Annotated in this window: 12 protein-coding genes; 2 read left to right on the top strand and 10 right to left on the bottom strand. The window is 70.5% G+C overall.

Going from position 1 to position 14,193, the window contains the following annotated elements; translation table 11 throughout:
- Nucleotides 1-21 precede the first annotated feature (21 nt).
- The 3 genes from ACIBAF_RS02900 to ACIBAF_RS02890 form a co-directional block, all read right to left on the bottom strand.
- Nucleotides 22-858, bottom strand: coding sequence for an ATP-binding cassette domain-containing protein (locus ACIBAF_RS02900; protein WP_399461295.1), 837 nt, complete (start codon nucleotides 856-858; stop codon nucleotides 22-24).
- Nucleotides 858-1,871, bottom strand: coding sequence for an ABC transporter permease (locus ACIBAF_RS02895; RefSeq protein WP_399461294.1), 1,014 nt, complete (start codon nucleotides 1,869-1,871; stop codon nucleotides 858-860). Before ACIBAF_RS02895 ends, ACIBAF_RS02900 begins: the two co-directional genes overlap by 1 nt.
- A gap of 422 nt (nucleotides 1,872-2,293) precedes the next feature.
- Nucleotides 2,294-3,310: a sugar ABC transporter substrate-binding protein gene (locus tag ACIBAF_RS02890; protein ID WP_399461293.1), complete on the bottom strand. Its 1,017-nt coding sequence runs from the start codon at nucleotides 3,308-3,310 to the stop codon at nucleotides 2,294-2,296.
- Between the two features lie 322 nt (nucleotides 3,311-3,632).
- Here ACIBAF_RS02890 and ACIBAF_RS02885 point away from each other — a divergent pair, with 322 nt between their 5' ends.
- Both ACIBAF_RS02885 and ACIBAF_RS02880 read left to right on the top strand, forming a co-directional pair.
- Nucleotides 3,633-4,595 carry a carbohydrate kinase gene (locus tag ACIBAF_RS02885; protein ID WP_399461292.1) on the top strand — a complete coding sequence of 321 codons (963 nt, stop codon included), beginning with the start codon at nucleotides 3,633-3,635 and terminating at the stop codon, nucleotides 4,593-4,595.
- 150 nt (nucleotides 4,596-4,745) lie between these two features.
- Complete coding sequence (locus ACIBAF_RS02880) at nucleotides 4,746-5,039, top strand: putative quinol monooxygenase (RefSeq protein WP_399461291.1); 294 nt, start codon at nucleotides 4,746-4,748, stop codon at nucleotides 5,037-5,039.
- A gap of 58 nt (nucleotides 5,040-5,097) precedes the next feature.
- Here ACIBAF_RS02880 and ACIBAF_RS02875 read toward each other — a convergent pair whose 3' ends face one another.
- From ACIBAF_RS02875 to ACIBAF_RS02845, 7 genes are all read right to left on the bottom strand, one after another.
- Nucleotides 5,098-6,837, bottom strand: coding sequence for a D-glucuronyl C5-epimerase family protein (locus ACIBAF_RS02875; RefSeq protein ID WP_399461290.1), 1,740 nt, complete (start codon nucleotides 6,835-6,837; stop codon nucleotides 5,098-5,100).
- The gene (locus ACIBAF_RS02870) at nucleotides 6,834-7,037 is read right to left on the bottom strand and encodes a hypothetical protein (protein WP_399461289.1); all 204 of its coding nucleotides are present in this window, start codon (nucleotides 7,035-7,037) and stop codon (nucleotides 6,834-6,836) included. The genes ACIBAF_RS02875 and ACIBAF_RS02870 overlap by 4 nt, the downstream gene beginning before the upstream one ends.
- A gap of 236 nt (nucleotides 7,038-7,273) precedes the next feature.
- A complete protein-coding gene (locus tag ACIBAF_RS02865) occupies nucleotides 7,274-7,939 on the bottom strand; it encodes a response regulator (RefSeq protein WP_399461288.1) in 666 nt (221 codons plus the stop codon).
- Nucleotides 7,936-9,291 carry a sensor histidine kinase gene (locus ACIBAF_RS02860; protein ID WP_399461287.1) on the bottom strand — a complete coding sequence of 452 codons (1,356 nt, stop codon included), beginning with the start codon at nucleotides 9,289-9,291 and terminating at the stop codon, nucleotides 7,936-7,938. The genes ACIBAF_RS02865 and ACIBAF_RS02860 overlap by 4 nt, the downstream gene beginning before the upstream one ends.
- 86 nt (nucleotides 9,292-9,377) lie before the next feature.
- On the bottom strand, nucleotides 9,378-10,232 hold the full coding sequence (locus tag ACIBAF_RS02855) for an ABC transporter permease (protein WP_399461286.1): 855 nt from the start codon (nucleotides 10,230-10,232) through the stop codon (nucleotides 9,378-9,380).
- Nucleotides 10,232-11,161, bottom strand: coding sequence for an ABC transporter ATP-binding protein (locus ACIBAF_RS02850; protein ID WP_399461285.1), 930 nt, complete (start codon nucleotides 11,159-11,161; stop codon nucleotides 10,232-10,234). The genes ACIBAF_RS02855 and ACIBAF_RS02850 overlap by 1 nt, the downstream gene beginning before the upstream one ends.
- A 275-nt stretch (nucleotides 11,162-11,436) precedes the next feature.
- A complete protein-coding gene (locus ACIBAF_RS02845; RefSeq protein WP_399461284.1) occupies nucleotides 11,437-14,193 on the bottom strand; it encodes a phosphoesterase in 2,757 nt (918 codons plus the stop codon).

Raw genomic sequence — 14,193 nt, 5'->3', positions numbered from 1 at the left:
TGCGAGAGCTGGGTTGTGCTGTCAGGTGGCCTGGACTCCGGCGGCCTTCGCGGCCTCCGAATCCGCTACGACAGTATCTCCGGCCTCGTCGATGCTGAGCGCCCCGGTCATGATGGCGACGACCTCGGCCATGGAGTAGTCGGAGGGCTTGATCAGGGCGGCGCGCCGGCCCAGCCGGTGCACGTGGATCCGGTCGGCGATCTCGAAGACATGGGGCATGTTGTGGCTGATGAGAACGACCGGCATGCCCTTGTCGCGGACTCGGCGGATGAGGTCCAGCACCTGGCCGGACTCCTTCACGCCGAGTGCGGCGGTCGGTTCGTCCATGACGACGACGCTGCGGGCCCAGGCGACGGAACGGGCGACCGCGACGGCCTGGCGCTGTCCGCCGGAGAGCGTCTCCACCGACTGCGTCAGCGAGCGCAGCCCGATCTTCAGGTCGGCCATGTGCTCGGCGGCCTCCTGACGCATGCGCTTCTTGTCCAGCATGCGGAAGACACTGCCGAGGACGCCCGGGCGGCGCAGCTCGCGCCCGAGGAACACGTTCGAGGCGATGTCCATGGAGGCGGCCACGGCGAGGTCCTGATACACCGTCTCGATGCCGTGGGCGCGGGCGCTCTGCGGACCGGAGAACGTGATGGGCTCGCCGTTGAGGCGGATCTCGCCCGCGTCGGGTACCACCGCGCCGGTGAGGGCCTTGATCAGGCTGGTCTTGCCGGCGCCGTTGTCGCCGATGACGGCGAGGACCTCGCCGGGCAGCAGGTCGAAGTCGGCGCCGTCGATGGCGGTGACGTGACCGTAGCGCTTGACCAGACCGCGGGCCTGCAGCACGGGCGTGGCGGAGGAGGTGGCGGTCATCAACGTGCCTTCTTCCGGGAGATCTGGTCGACGGTCACCGCGAGGATCACCAGGACGCCGGTGATCAGGGTCTGGTAGATGGAGGCGACGCCCATCAGCTGCAGGCCGTTGCGGAACACGCCGACGATGAGGACGCCGATGAAGGTGCCCAGGACCGAGCCGCGCCCGCCGAAGAGGCTGGTGCCGCCGAGGACCACCGCGGTGATGCTGTCGAGGTTGTCGGTCTGCCCGGCCTGCGGGTCGCCGACCCCGGTGCGGGAGATGAGCAGCAGGGCGGCGATGCCGTACAGCAGCCCGGCCACGGTGTAGATGCCGATGGTCAGCCGGGAGGTGCGGATGCCGTTGAGCCGGGCGGCCTCGGCGCTGTTGCCCAGGGCGTAGACGTGCCGGCCCCAGCCGGTGCTGCTCAACGCGTAGGCGAGGAGAAGGAACAGGGCGATGGTGACCAGGGAGCCGTAGGTGATGTCCGTGTGGCCCAGCGGGAAGGTCTCCCCGAGGGCCGTCAGCGGACCGGGCAGGCTGGTGACCGTCTGCTCCTCGGAGTAGATGTGGGTCAGCGCGAACGCCACGTTGAGCATGCCGAGGGTGACGATGAACGGCGGCAGCGGGATCTTCTGCACCAGCAGCCCGTTGAGCAGTCCGAAGCCGCCGCAGACGACGATGCCCAGCGCGATGGCGAGCAGCGGCGGCAGGGAGCCCTCGGCGGCCATCTTGGCGATCACGATGCTGCCGAAGGCCATCACGGCGCCGCACGACAGGTCGATGCCCGCGGTGAGGATGATCAGGGTCTGCCCGATGGCGAGGGTGCCCACGACCATGACCTGCTGCACGATCAGCGAGAAGTTCCCGCCGGTCAGGAACTGGTCGGTGGAGAAGGAGAAGAAGGCGCAGGCCAGGAGGAGGGCGGCCAGGGGGCCGGTGGTCGGCGCGGTCAGCAGTCTGCGGGCCGTTGACGGCGCTTTGAGCTCGGCATAGGGCGAGGACGTGCTCGGGGGCGTGGTCGTGGCTGTCATGCGAAGTCCTTGTCGGAAGACAAGGGGGCGGCCGCCCCGGGTCGGGGAGAGGTCGGGGCGGCCGCCCCGCTGAGAGGGAGAGACGTTTCGTACGGTCCTTGGGAGCGTCCAAGACGGTCGGGCGGAGACCGCTGCGGTTCGGCAGCGCCCTGTCGGGGCGCCCGCGGAGCGCCTAGGGCGTGTTTCGAAAGTAGCGTCGTCTGCCCGAAGGGCAGGCCCGGCGGGGGCATGGGGGTCCCCCCGCGCGAGCGCAGTCGAGCGTGGGGGAGCGTGCGATCGCAAGGCGGAGGGTCGCCCCGATACTGGTTGTATCGGGGCGATCCCGACAACGCGGCTGGGGGTCCCCCCTCTGGGGGTGGGGGTGCCCCCTCTGGGGGAGCGTGCCAGGCGTCGCCGGGCAGACGGGACTTTCGAAACACGCCCTAGCCCCAGCAGTTCTCCAGGCCGAAGGCGGTGTCCTTCGAGGTGACGCCGGCCTGCGCCTTGTCGGTGATCAGCGTGACGCCGGTGTCGGTGTAACCGGACGCCTTCTTGCCGTCCTTGGCGTACGTCACGACGGCCTTGACGCCCTCGGCGGCCATCTTCAGCGGGTACTGCTGCGACGTCGCGGCGATCTTGCCGTCCTTGACGGCCTGGGTGCCGGTGCAGCCGCCGTCCACGGAGACGATCAGCACGTCCTTCTCCCGGCCCTTGGCCTTCAGCGCGGTGTACGCGCCCAGCGCGGCCGGCTCGTTGATGGTGTAGACGACGTTGATGTCGGGCGACTTCTGCAGACAGTTCTCCATCGCGGTCTGGCCCTTGGCCTGGTCGCCGCCGGTGTCCTGGGCGCAGACGACGTCCTTGTCGGTGGCGCCGAAGCCCTTCAGGAAACCGTCGTGCCGCTGGACGCCCACGGAGACGCCCGGCGCCAGGTCGAGGGCGGCTATCTTCGCCGTCTTGCCCTTCATGGCGGCCTTGGCGTACTCGCCGATCAGCTGGCCGGCCTTGAGGTTGTCGGTGGCGAAGAGGGCGTCGACCGCGCTCTGCGGCTCGGTCGGCGTGTCCAGGGCGATGACCAGGACCCCCTTGGCCTTCGCCTTCTCGATCGCGGGCACGATCGCCTTGGAGTCGCTGGGGGTGATCAGGATGCCCTTCACCCCGGCGGCGACCATGTTCTCGATGGCGGTGACCTGTCCGGCGTTGTCCCCGTCGAACTTGCCTGCCGCGGTGGAGAGTTGGACGCCGTTCTCCTTGGCCGCCTTCTCCGCGCCCTCCTTCATCTTCACGAAGAACGGGTTGGTGTCGGTCTTGGTGATCAGACCGACCTTGACCTCGCCCGAGCCGGTGCTCGAGGAGCCCGAACCGGAGCCGGACCCGCAGGCCGTCAGGGTGAGTGCCGCGACGCCCGTGACCGCTGCGGCTCTGAGGAGGGAGGAGGACAGGCGAGTGGTGCGAGACATGATCGACTCCTGTGGGATAGCGGGCAGCACGGGGTTGGGATCAGAGCGTTGCCGCCCCGGGGTGTCATCGTTGACTTATGTCATCGTTGACACTGCCTGGCGAGGATGATGGACTCCGGATCCCGGCAACGTCAATGCCTTCCACTCGTCACAAATCGGCAACGCCCCTCGCCCCCGTCTCCGCACAGCCGGTCAGCGCCGGTGTCGCCGCGCCGCCCGTTTGTCCGGTCCATCCGGTCCATCCGGTCCTCCGGTCCTCCGGTCCACCCGGTGCACCCCGGTCCTTCCGAGCCTTCCGAGCCCTTCCGAGAGGGAGCAGCACATGAGCCCGCGTCAGATCACCGTCCTGGGAGAGTGCGTCGCGGACGCCTTCACCGAACCGGCGGACGCCTCGAACGAACTCGCCCTGAGGGTGCTGCCGGGCGGCGGACCTGCGAACACGGCGGTGTCCCTGGCCCGGCTCGGCACCCCGGCCCGGTTCCTCGCGCGCCTGTCCGGCGACGTGTTCGGCCGGCTGTTCCGGGCCCACCTGGAGGCGTCCGGCGTCGACCTGTCGTACGCCGTCGCCGCCGCCGAGCCCAGCACGCTGGCCGTGGCGGAACTGGACGCCGACGGGCAGGCCCAGTTCTCGTTCCACGCGCAGAACACGGCCGACTGGCAGTGGACGGCCGAGGAACTGGCACGGGTGGATCTGTCCGAATCGGCCTGTGTGCACACCGGGTCGCTGGCGCTGGTCCGTGAGCCCGGCGGGGCGGTGGTGGAGGAGTTCCTGGCGGCAGCGGCGCCCCGGGCCACCGTCAGCATCGACCCCAACGTCCGGCCGCTGCTGGTGCGCCCCGAGGTCTACCGCGCCCGGCTGGCGCACTGGTGCGCTCTCGCCGACATCCTGCGGCTGAGCGAGGACGACCTGGCGCTCCTGCTGCCGGGCGTCTCGCCCGAGGAGGCGTGCGACATCTGGCACGCGGCCGGGGCGCGGCTCGTCGTGATCACGCGCGGCGCCGACGGCGCCCTGGCCTCGCTCGACGGCGAACGGGTGCGGGTGCCCGCGGTGACCGCCCGGGTCGTCGACACCGTCGGCGCGGGGGACTCCTTCACGGCCGGACTGCTGCACCGCCTCGGCGCCCGTGGACTCCTCGGCGGCCGGCTGACGGAACTCCGCCTCGACGACGTCGCGGAGGCCTGCCGGTTCGGTGCTCGGGTCGCGGCCCTGACCTGCTCGGTCGCCGGTCCCAATCCGCCGTGGCGCAACGAGCTGGAGGAGCTCACGATCGCCGGCGGCGTCTGACGGGGCGGGCGGTTCGTGCCGGGCGGTCCCGCCCGAACCGTTGACGCGTCGGCCGCGTTGCGTCCATCATCGGGCGACTCGATGTCATCGATGACACAAGTCAACGATGACATCGACCTGGCTCGTCACGACCGAGAAGGACACGAGACCGTGAAGAAGACCCTGCTCGCCGAGTTCACCGCCCGTGAGGGAGCGCAGGACGAGGTCGCCCGCATGATCGGCGACTACGCCCTGAAGGTGCGCGAGGAAGAGGGCAACATCGCCTTCGACGTCTACACCAAGGCGGCCGCGCCGCGCGCCTTCTGGATCTTCGAGGTGTACCGGGACGAGGACGCCTTCCAGGCACACCTGAACGCCCCGTACGGCGGCCCGTTCAACGCCGCCCTCGTCCCGCTGATCGAGGAGGACGCCTCCGTGCTGACGTTCCTCGACCCGCTGGCGTAGCCCGTCAGGCCGCCAGCCCGCCAGCCCGCCAGCCTGTCAGCCCGTAAGGGCTTCGGGTTCAGAGGGTGGTGACGTCGTCCTGCCCTACCCAGTGGCCGGTGAGTGCGCCGGCGCTGATGCGGAGCATGGTGCGGCCGTTGATGGTGGCGCGCTGGTCGAACGGGGCGTTGGAGGGGTGGTCCCACTGGACTGTCCTGGTGGCGCCGACGGTGCCGTCGGTGCCGTACTTGAAGACGTCGACCGGGGTGCGGGCGGGGAAGGTCATGGTGCGGGCCGGTAGGTAGCTTTTCGTCCACCACTGCCCGCGCAGGAAGGCGTCGGGGTAGGACTCGCCGACCCACCAGCCGGCATGGGCCCCGGCGCCGATCCGGTAGTGAACGCCCCGGCCGTGGATGCGGCGGCGCATGGTGGCGGGTGCGGTGACGTCCCCGGCGAAGGTGACCTGCGTGGTGGCGGTCCGGACGTCGTCCTTGGCGGGGTCGTAGGCGCCGGTGGCGGTGGTGGCGTACTGGTGGAGCGTGTGGGTGCCGGCGGCGAAGGCGATGGTGCCGCCGTCCGGCAGGCGGTCGGACACCAGGCCGGGGTAGGGGTAGTCGTCCAGCAGCTGGTCCATGCCGCGGGCGAAGGCGTAGTGGCCGGAGAACCACTGCAGTTGCATGAACAGGTCGATGTGATGGTGGTGGTAGGTGAGCGGGGCGATGCGGTGGGTGTCGCAGTAGTAGGAGACCCAGTGGGTGTTGCGCAGCCGCGGGTAGCGGTGGTCGATGGTGGTCAGGCCGCCGTCCCACAGCTTGAGCGCCAACTCGTTGCGGGTGTGCCGGTAGTAGTCCCACAGTCCGAACAGCGCGAAGATCATGCCGTTGTAGGTGTAGTCCGAGGTGCCGGGCGCGTCGACGGGGTACTCCTGGATCCAGAAGTAACCCGCACCGTCCTTGTTGATCACCCATGGGTCGGCGTCGTCGGCGAGCAGCAGCGAGGCGAACGCGCCGTCGGCCGCTGCCAGGTACCGGGTGCGCTCCTCGTCGGTGATCTCGGCGAGCTGGGCGAGCTGGATGAACAGGGAGATCGCCTCGCCCTGAGCCATGCCGGAGTACCAGGGGGCGGTGAAGACCAGGCCGCTGTGCGAGTTGTGGGTGTAGTCGAACGGGTAGGGGAAGTACCAGGCGCCGCGGGTCTCGACCCGCCGGTCGATCTGTCGCTGGGCGTGGGCCTTGGCGCGGGTGAGGAACCACTCGTCGCCGGTGGTGCGGTACGAGGCGAGGCAGCCCAGGCCGTACTGGATCTGCGTGACCGGGTGGTCGTAGAGCTTGCCGTCGCCGTTGATGAACACCTTCGGGTCGTTGTAGAACATCCGGACGCCGTCGGCGTCGACGTAGGCGCCCTCGTCGCCCTTGGCGACGGGCCGGTTGCGCCACGGGCGGAGTTCCTCGGGCACGTCGGCGATGGCGTAGCCGGTGGTGTTGAACTCGAACGGCAGGGTGGTGGGCACGTCGTCGACGCGTGTCCGCGGGGTGACGCTGCGGGCGGTGTAGGGGATCCGTCTGCTCGGGGGCGTGATCGTGCCGCCCGTGAACTGCTCCGGCGGCGGCCCCAGGACGGTGGTCGGCTCCTGGACGATCGGCAGGCTGAGCACCCGCGACATGGGGATTCCCGCCGACGGATCCGGGGTGGGGACGGCGAGGACGTCGGCTGACGCGGGGGACGCACTGCCACTCAGGGCGAGTGCGCTGAGCGCGGAGCCGCCGGTGAGGCGCATGAACCGGCGGCGTCCGAGATCGGTGCGTCGTTGACCCGTCACGTACGACTCCTTCGGAAAAGGGGAGGCATGCTGATGCCATGCACGGAGGCATGGCGGACCCAACGGGGGTTCGGCCACAGGATGCCGGTGGCGTCCTCACGGGTGACGAGGTCGGCGGTGTCGTCGCCGGTGAAGTCACCCGTTCCGCCGAAGGCGAAGCCGTTCCAGCCGGTGCGGAGCCGCACGCGGACTGCCACCATGCCTGATTTCCCGGCTTGGGCCACGCATCGGCGGAGTTCTTCGTGAAGTCGGCGAGCCGTCACTGCCCAAGGGGGACGCGTCAAGAGGCTGGATCGGGCGATGCGGCCCCGCAGCAACCCCGAGTCGGACCAGCCCGACCCCGAGTCAGAACACGTTTGCCGAGCTGTTTGGCGCCGGACGCACAGACCAGCTGTGTCGTCGTCTGACGCGGCTCCGCATCGCCGGGAGAGTGGCCCTACTTGGCCGTGACCAGCCCGGTGTCGTACGCCGTGATCACGGCCTGGATGCGGTCGCGGGCCCCGATCTTGGCGAGGACGCGGCCCACGTGCTTCTTCACGGTGGACTCGGTGAGGACGAGCCGTTCGGCGATCTCCGTGTTCGTCCAGCCCTGGCCGATGGCGACCAGGACCTCGCGTTCGCGGTCGCTGAGGGCGCCCAGCCGGGGGTCCTCCGGGGCGGGGGCGTCGGCCGGGGCGAGGACCCGGTGGGCGTAGGCGTCCAGCAGACGGCGGGTGAGGCGGGGGGCGACGACGGCGTCGCCGGTGGCGACCGCGTGGATGCCCGCGACGAGTTCCTCGGGACGGGCGTCCTTGAGCAGGAAGCCGGAGGCGCCGGCCCGCAGGCCGTCGTAGGCGTACTCGTCGAGGTCGAAGGTGGTGACGATGAGGACGCGGGTGCGGCCTCCGGCGGCGATGATGCGGCGGGTGGCCTCGATGCCGTCCATCCCGGGCATGCGGATGTCCATGAGGACGACGTCGGGGCGGAGTTCGGCGACCATGCGGACGGCCTCGGCGCCGTGCTCGGCCTCGCCCACCGGGTGCAGGCCCGGGGTGCCCTCCAGGAGCATGCGGACGCCCATGCGCTGGAGGGGCTGGTCGTCGGCGATGAGGACGGTGGTCATGGCAGCTGCTCTCCTGGCGGTACGTCCAGCACGACGTCCACGAGCCAGCCGTGGCCGGTGTCGCGCGGGCCGATGATGACGGTGCCGCCGTACATGGCGGCCCGCTGGCGGATGCCGACGAGGCCGTGGCCGGGGCCGAGGTCGCTCTCGCTCTCGCGGGTGCGCGGCTTCGCCGGCGCGGGTGTCCCCGGCGGTACGCCGCTGTCGGCGACCTCGACGCGTACCTCTCCCGCCCCGGCGGCGATGGTGACCTCGGCGGACGTCCCGGACCCCGCGTGCTTGAGGGTGTTGGTCAGCGATTCCTGGACGATGCGGTACACGGTGAGCTGGACGCCGTCCCTCAGCGCGTCGAGATCGCCCATGGTCCGGTAGGTCACCGGCACACCGGCCGCCCGCACCCGCGCGAGGAGGGGGTCCAGGTCGCGGAGGCCGGGCTGGGGGCCGAGCGGTCGTTCGTCGTCCTGCTCCTCGCGCAGGACGCCCAGCACACGGCGCAGTTCGCTCATGGCCTGGCGGCCGGTGTCGCCGAGGATGCGCAGGGCGTCGGTGGACTGCTCGTTCCGGTTGGCCGCGAGGGTCGCGGCGCCGTCGGCGACGCTGACCATGACGGACAGGTTGTGGCCGATGATGTCGTGCATCTCGCGGGCGACCCGGGAGCGCTCGGCGGCGGCGGTGAGCAGGACGCGTTGCTCGTGCTCGATCTCCAGACGTCGGGCGCGGTCCTCCAGTGCCGCCAGATACATCTGCCGGATGCGCAGCGTCAGGCCGGTGGCGACGGCCCCGGTCGCCGTGCCCAGCAGGAAGAAGAGGCCGAGCCACGGATGCGTGATCGGCACCAGGACGAAGGCCGCGAGCACCGTCTGGACCACGGTGAGCGCGGCGGCCCAGCCCAGCAGCCGCAGGGATCCGTTCCGGGCCAGGGTGTACAGGGCGATGAGCGCGGCGAGGCCGGTCGGCAGCCAGACGCCCAGGGACCACTGGGCGAAAGACACCGCCACGATCGCGAAGTACGTGAGGGCCGGGGCCCTGCGACGCCACCACAGCGGAACGACGAACGCGGCGACGCAGACGAGCAGGGCGCCGAACGGCAGCTGGTCCCGGACGTCCGGGTCCCCGAACGGGGAGTCGCCGTCGCTGCGCAGCAGGGCCGGCAGGCTGATCAGGGCGACGGTCAGCACCACCGCGGTGTCGGCCAGCCACGGACGCCGGCGGTCCAGCCGCCGCAGCCGGCTCCCGTGGCGCAGCAGACGGCCCAGGAGCGGGTGCGCCCACGCGGTGTCGAACCCGAGGGACGACCGGGGCGCCGTCCCCCGGGCCGTGTCCGCGGGGGCTGCCGCACGGTGCGCAGTCATGGACACCATTGTCCTCGTCCCCTGTCCTCGTCCCCTGTCCTCGACCCAGGTCCTCGTCTGTCCTCGTCCCAGGTCCTCGTCCCAGGTCAGGCGTCGGTCTTGACGAGCCGGAAGGCCGCCCCGGCCAGGGTCAGGGCCACCCAGCCGGCGAAGACGGCGAGGCCCGCTCCGGGGGAGAGGGCGTCGGAGGACTGGTGCAGGGCGTAGACCGCCGATCCCGCGTTGCCGGGGAAGTAGGGGTTGATGCTGTCGTACAGCGAGTCGGGCAGCAGCGTGGCCAGGCCGGGGAGGATGAGCAGGATGCCGACCAGGGCCGCGATGGCTCCGGCCGAGGAGCGGATCAGCACGCCCAGCGCCACACCGAACACGGCCACCAGGCCCAGGTAGAGGCCGGCGCCGACCAGGCTGCGCAGCACGCCGTCGTCGCCCAGGGACAGGGCGATCTTCTCGCCGTCCAGGCCCGGCGTGCCCAGCAGGAACGCGGCCAGGGCCCCGATCGTGGTGAGGACCAGGGCGATCGGGCCGATCACGGCGGCCTTCGACCACAGGACGGGCAGCCGGCGCGGCACCGCGGCGAGGGTGGAGCGGATCATGCCGGTGCTGTACTCGCCCGCGGACAGCAGCACCCCGAGCACACCGATGGCCAGCGAGGCGAAGGTGACGCCGGTCAGGGCCAGGCTGACCGCGTCGCTGTCGGCGCCGTTCCCCGGTCCGGGCGGCCCGTCGGGCGCGACGGCGTCGGGACTGTACGTGTAGGAGGCGATCGCCCCGAACAGGACCAGCAGGAACACGGCGACGCCCAGGGTGATCCAACTGGAGCGCAGCGACCAGAACTTGGCCCACTCCGAGCGCAGCACCCGGACGCCGGTCACCTTGTAGGCCGTCGGGCGGTCAGGGACGGGGGCAGGGTCAGGGACGGGGGCAAGGCTGGTGGTAGCCATCACGCGACCTTTCGTTCGGTGTCGGCCGGAGCACTCTGGTACTCGACGACGTCACGGGTGAGGTCCATGAACGCCGCCTCCAGGGAGACGGCCTGCGGGGTGAGTTCGTACAGCGGCACCCCGTGCTGGGCGGCGATGGTGCCTATCTCACGGGCGTCGCGGCCGGTGACCAGCAGTTCCTCGGCGGAGGAGGAGCTGATCGTGACGTCCGGGCCGGCCAGCAGCGACCGCAGCCTCGCGGCCTCGGAGCTGACGACCTTCACGCCGCCGCCACTGGCTTCCCGGGTGAAGTCGTCGACCGTGGTGTCCGCGAGCAGCCGGCCCCGCCCGATGATCACCAGGTGGTCGGCGATCAGCGCGGTCTCGCTCATCAGGTGCGAGGAGAGCATCACGGCCCGGCCCTCGCCGGCCAGCGAGCGCAGTAGGTTGCGCACCCACAACACGCCTTCCGGATCAAGGCCGTTGACCGGTTCGTCGAGCATGACGATCGCCGGGTCGCCGAGCAGGGCCGAGGCGATGCCGAGCCGCTGACCCATGCCGAGCGAGAAGGCGCCCACACGCTTGCCGGCCACGCTGGTCAGTCCGGCCAGCTCGATGACCTCGTCCACCCGGCGGCGCGGAATGCCGTGGGTGTGCGCGAGCGCCATCAGGTGGTTGAACGCGCTGCGCCCGGGGTGGACGGACTTGGCCTCCAGCAGCGTGCCGATCTCGTGCAGGGGCGCGGTCTGCTTGGCGTAGGGCCGGCCGTTGACGACGACCGAGCCCTTGGTGGGGGAGTCCAGGCCGATGACCATGCGCATGGTCGTGGACTTGCCCGCGCCGTTGGGACCCAGGAAGCCGGTCACCTCGCCGGGCTTGACGGTGAAGCTCAGCTGGTCGACGACCGTCTTGTCGCCGTACCGCTTCGTCAGCTCACGCGCTTCGATCATGGGAGTGGGCCCTTCCTGCCTGGGACTCGAACTCGTCGGCGGATGCGCCGCGGTGGCTGTCTTCGACGCTAGGAGCACGGCAGGCCCGAACCCTGGGACCGCGGGGGAATCTTCGGCGCCCGAGTGGTACCCCGGTACCACTCGGGCCGCCCTCGCCGACCGCTCGCAGCGAGGACCCGGCGGACTCTCGGCGATCAGCCAAAGCCCCTGGTCAGCCAATAGCCCCTGGTCAGCGATGATGCCGACCAGGGGCTATTGGCTGGGCGCGGGCTGTGTCAGCCGTCGGAGTCCGGCGACGGGAGGTAGGCGCCCGGTACGTCGGCCGGTGCGTAGACCTGCTTGTCACCGGGGTAGGGCTTGGTCCAGTTGTGCGTCTGGTACCACGTGTAGCGGTTCATCTGCGTGGGGTTGGCGTAGTCGGGCACGGCGTTGGGGCCGGTCAGCCGCTGCTGCTTGGCCCAGGACTTCCACTGCGCCGCGAGCTCCTGCTTGGCCTCCGGCACCGCGACGGACGTCGGTGCGGCCGCGGCCTTGGTGTCCTGGGGCGCCGGGGTGTCCGCGCCGCAGGTCGGCTGGGGGCTCACGCCGAGGGTCAGCGAGGTCCGGTTGGGCACCGCGGTGAACGGAGTCGTGTTCGCCTTCGGGGTGAACGCGCCGTACATCGGGGTGGCCGCGCTGTCGAGCTGGTTCATCGGGTGCATCCCGAGGATCTGCTCGATGGTGCGGACCATCGTGATCTGCGAGTAGTAGTGGTTGTCGACCGCGCCGCGCTGGGCGTACGGGCTGATGACCTGGACGGGGGCACGGTGGCCGTCGACGTGGTCGAGGCCGTTCTGCGAGTCGTCCTCGACGACGAAGATCGCCGAGTCCTTCCAGTACTTGCTGTGGGAGATCTCGTCGACCATCCGGCCGACCGCGAGGTCGTTGTCGGCGACCTCGGCGGACGCGTTAGCCGGGCCGCCGGTGTGGTCGTTGGAGAACCAGAACATGTTCAGGTTCGCCGGACCGTTCTTCTCGAAGTCCTGCTGCCAGACCTGTTCCTTGTAGATGTCCGGGACGTCGAGGTCGAACAGCGGGAATCCCTGCACCGACACCTTGTTCAGCGACGGGATCGCCGAACCGGTCTTGATGGGGTACTGGGTCTGCGCCCCGGTCGCGGCCATGTTCTTGCTGTCGCAGTACAGGTTCTGCCAGGTCGCGCCGGCCGGCTTGGTCTCCAGCGACTGGAACTCGCCGAAGTCCTTGACGGACTTGCCGGCCGCCTGCGCCCCGGTCCAGATGAAGCCGCTCTTCTGGTGGCCGAGGGCGTCGTTCTCGGTGTCGTAGCTGCGCTGGTACTCGCCGGCCGAGGACTCGGTGTACTCCGGGTTGTCCGACTGCATCAGCCAGTTGTGGCCCTCGGCGGAGTTCGTGCCGACGTCGTAGAAATTGTCGTAGAGACCGAACTGCTCGGCCAGCGCGTGCTGGTTGGGCGTCACGTTCGCGCCGAACGTCGTGAGCGACGCGTTGCCGTTGCCCTGCGGCATGTCGCCGAAGACCTGGTCGTAGGTCCGGTTCTCCTTGACGAGCAGGAAGACGTGCTTGATCGTCGAGGGGTCGCCGAGGCGCACCGGGACCGGCAGCGCCTTCGCGTGACTGCTGCCCTTGGCCGTCAGGACGGAGCCGGGCGTCCAGCCGTTCTGCTTGAAGACCTTGGCCGTCTGCGACCTGATGACGCTGTCGGCAGGCAGCGTGAACTGCGTCAGGCTCGACGTCGTGTCGTGGGTGCCGTGGCCGGCGGCGGTGGTGGGGCGGCGGGCGTCGATGCCACGGGTGTTGGAGACGATCACTTTCCTGCCGACGGTGGTGATCTCCGCGGGGAAGTAGTCCGTGGGGAGCAGGCCGACGTAGCGGGCCGGCTGCTGCGGGGAGGTGTAGCGGTAGACGGCGACCGCGTTGGCGCGGCCGAGCGTCACCAGCAGACGGCCGTCGTCGGTGAGCGTCACCGCGTCGGGCTCGTAGCCGACCGACGCCTCGGGCCACGGCTGGGTGGCGACGGTCTGTACGACCTTGTCCTTGGCCGTGTCGATGACCGACACGCTGTTGTCGGCGGTGTTGGTGACGAACACCGTGCCCTTCTTGGCGTACACCGCCGTCGGGTGCAGACCGACGTCGATGCTCGCGACGGCGGCGGACGGGGCGGCCAGGTCGATGACGCTGACCGTGCCGGTGGTGGTGGCGCCGGTGTCCGGGTTCGCCGGGACGTCGGTGCCGTAGGAGTTGATCGTGGTGTCGCCGGCCTTGGCCGGACGCCCGCCCTCGTTGCTGACGTACAGCTTGCCGCCGACCAGGGCGAGGCCGCGCGGGGCGTTGCCGACGGCCCAGCTCTGCTTGACGGTTCCGGTCGCCGCGTCGATGGCGACCACCCGGTTCTGGCCGTTGACCGCGCAGTACACGGTGGAGCCGTCGGCCGAGAACACCGCGGCGCCCACGAGCGCGTGCTTGGCGCCGTCGGCCGGGATCGAGACGGTCACCGGGTTGGCGAGCGTGCCGTCCGCGCCCACGGTGAACTTGGTGTAGCCGTCGGTCTGGCCCAGCCACAGCTGCTTGCCGTCGGGCGAGTACGTCGGGCCCTCCTGGCCGACGGAGCCGTTCTTGATGCGCAGGTCGTCGGCCGCGTTGGTGCCGACCTTCTGCTTCACCTGCCCGGTCGCGAGGTCCATGACGACCAGCGACGCGTCACCGTCGGCGACGGCGGCCGCGAGGTGGGCGCCGTCCGGGCTGACCGCCGACGACATGATCTTGCCGTCGTTGACGACGGTGCGGCTGCCGTACGGCTTGATGTACTGGTCGCTGGAGATGACCTGGCCGTCGGCGGTGGTCTGGGCGACCTGCTGGGTGCCGAACCGGTACGTCGAGGCGACCGCGGTGCCCGTGACGCCGAGGGCGACCGCTATGCCCGCCGTCACCAGCACGGTGCGGCGGCCGACACGTCTGCCGAAGAGGTTGAGCTGCTCCCTCTGGGCCACCCGGCGCTGCCGTGTTACCTGCAT

The organism is Streptomyces sp. NPDC051677 (genome assembly GCF_044453465.1).
GTDB lineage: Bacteria > Actinomycetota > Actinomycetes > Streptomycetales > Streptomycetaceae > Streptomyces.
Note: the sequence above shows the minus strand (reverse complement) of the source record. Positions and strands in the feature narration are given on the sequence as shown.

Coding starts and splice junctions, on each gene's coding strand:
- ACIBAF_RS02865 (WP_399461288.1), bottom strand. CDS start 7,939: ATGACCACCGTCCTCATCGCCGACGACCAGCCCCTCCAGCGCATGGGC.
- ACIBAF_RS02860 (WP_399461287.1), bottom strand. CDS start 9,291: ATGACTGCGCACCGTGCGGCAGCCCCCGCGGACACGGCCCGGGGGACG.
- ACIBAF_RS02900 (WP_399461295.1), bottom strand. CDS start 858: ATGACCGCCACCTCCTCCGCCACGCCCGTGCTGCAGGCCCGCGGTCTG.
- ACIBAF_RS02870 (WP_399461289.1), bottom strand. CDS start 7,037: ATGGTGGCAGTCCGCGTGCGGCTCCGCACCGGCTGGAACGGCTTCGCC.
- ACIBAF_RS02895 (WP_399461294.1), bottom strand. CDS start 1,871: ATGACAGCCACGACCACGCCCCCGAGCACGTCCTCGCCCTATGCCGAG.
- ACIBAF_RS02890 (WP_399461293.1), bottom strand. CDS start 3,310: ATGTCTCGCACCACTCGCCTGTCCTCCTCCCTCCTCAGAGCCGCAGCG.
- ACIBAF_RS02850 (WP_399461285.1), bottom strand. CDS start 11,161: ATGATCGAAGCGCGTGAGCTGACGAAGCGGTACGGCGACAAGACGGTC.
- ACIBAF_RS02845 (WP_399461284.1), bottom strand. CDS start 14,193: ATGCAGGTAACACGGCAGCGCCGGGTGGCCCAGAGGGAGCAGCTCAAC.
- ACIBAF_RS02855 (WP_399461286.1), bottom strand. CDS start 10,232: ATGGCTACCACCAGCCTTGCCCCCGTCCCTGACCCTGCCCCCGTCCCT.
- ACIBAF_RS02885 (WP_399461292.1), top strand. CDS start 3,633: ATGAGCCCGCGTCAGATCACCGTCCTGGGAGAGTGCGTCGCGGACGCC.